Origin of the sequence: Kitasatospora sp. NPDC059571, from assembly GCF_042735675.1 — a bacterium.
GTDB lineage: Bacteria > Actinomycetota > Actinomycetes > Streptomycetales > Streptomycetaceae > Kitasatospora.
Map to the genome: position 1 here is coordinate 9,528 of NZ_JBHWBW010000266.1, position 962 is coordinate 10,489.

At 79.8% G+C, this 962-nt stretch carries 1 protein-coding gene; it reads right to left on the reverse strand.

Annotated elements, in window-relative coordinates; translation table 11 throughout:
• Positions 1-120 precede the first annotated feature (120 nt).
• Positions 121-962 (reverse strand): phosphopantetheine-binding protein (locus ACFV0G_RS25350; protein WP_380552239.1); only part of this gene is annotated, 842 nt, incomplete at its 5' end.

Sequence of the window (962 nt, forward strand, 5' to 3'; positions counted from 1 at the left end):
TTCCGGGGGTGGGGGGCCGTCGGGGCCCGGGCCGTGGGGGGGGGCCGGGCCGGCGGGCGGGTCGGGGGTGCCGGCGGTCGCCGACTCCCCCGGACCGCGCGGCGGTCGGGCCCTCGGCGGTCAGGCCATGCCCAACTCGTTGTCGATGAAGGCGAACAGCTCGTCGGCGGAGGCCTCCCGGAGCTGCTCGGCCACCTGGGCGTCCGGCTCCCGCTCGCGCGGTGCGGCGCTCCAGCGGGTCAGCAGGGCCTGGAGCCGGGCGGCGACGTCGGCCCGGGTGTCCGGGTCCTCGGTGACGGTGGCCAGCGCGGCCTCCAGCCGGTCGAGGTCGGCGAGGGTGCCCCCTCCCCCGCCGTACGCCGGACCGGCCGGGACGAGGTCGGCCCGCAGGCGGGCGGCGAGGGCGGCGGGCGTCGGGAAGTCGAACACCAGCGTGGCGGGCAGCCGCAGGCCGGTGGCGGCGCCGAGGCGGTTGCGCAGCTCCAGTGCGGTCAGCGAGTCCAGGCCGAGCTCCTTGAACGCCCGGCCGGCCCCGAGTTCCTCCACCGTGGCGTGCCCGAGTGCGGCGGCCGCATGGGCCCGGACCAGGTCGAGCACGGTCTGCTCGCGCTCCAGCTCCGCCATGCCGGCCAGGCGCCGGCGCAGCTCGGCGGCGTCGGTGGCGGCGCCGCCCGGGGCGTCGGGCCCGACTCCGGCGGACGGGCGCCGGGCGCCGGGCAGTTCGTCCAGCAGCGCGGACGGGCGCACCGAGGTGAAGCCGGGGGCGAAGCGGTCCCAGGCGATGTCGGCGACGGTGACCACGCTCTCGTCCAGGTCCAGGGCCTGCTGGAGGGCGGCGATCGCCGACTCGGGACGCATCGCGGGCAGCCCGGCACGGTCGAGCCGGGGGCCGATCAGGCCGGCCGCCGCCCAGCCGCGCAGGCCCCAACCCCCCCCCGCCACCCAGGGTGGAGCCCGCCCCA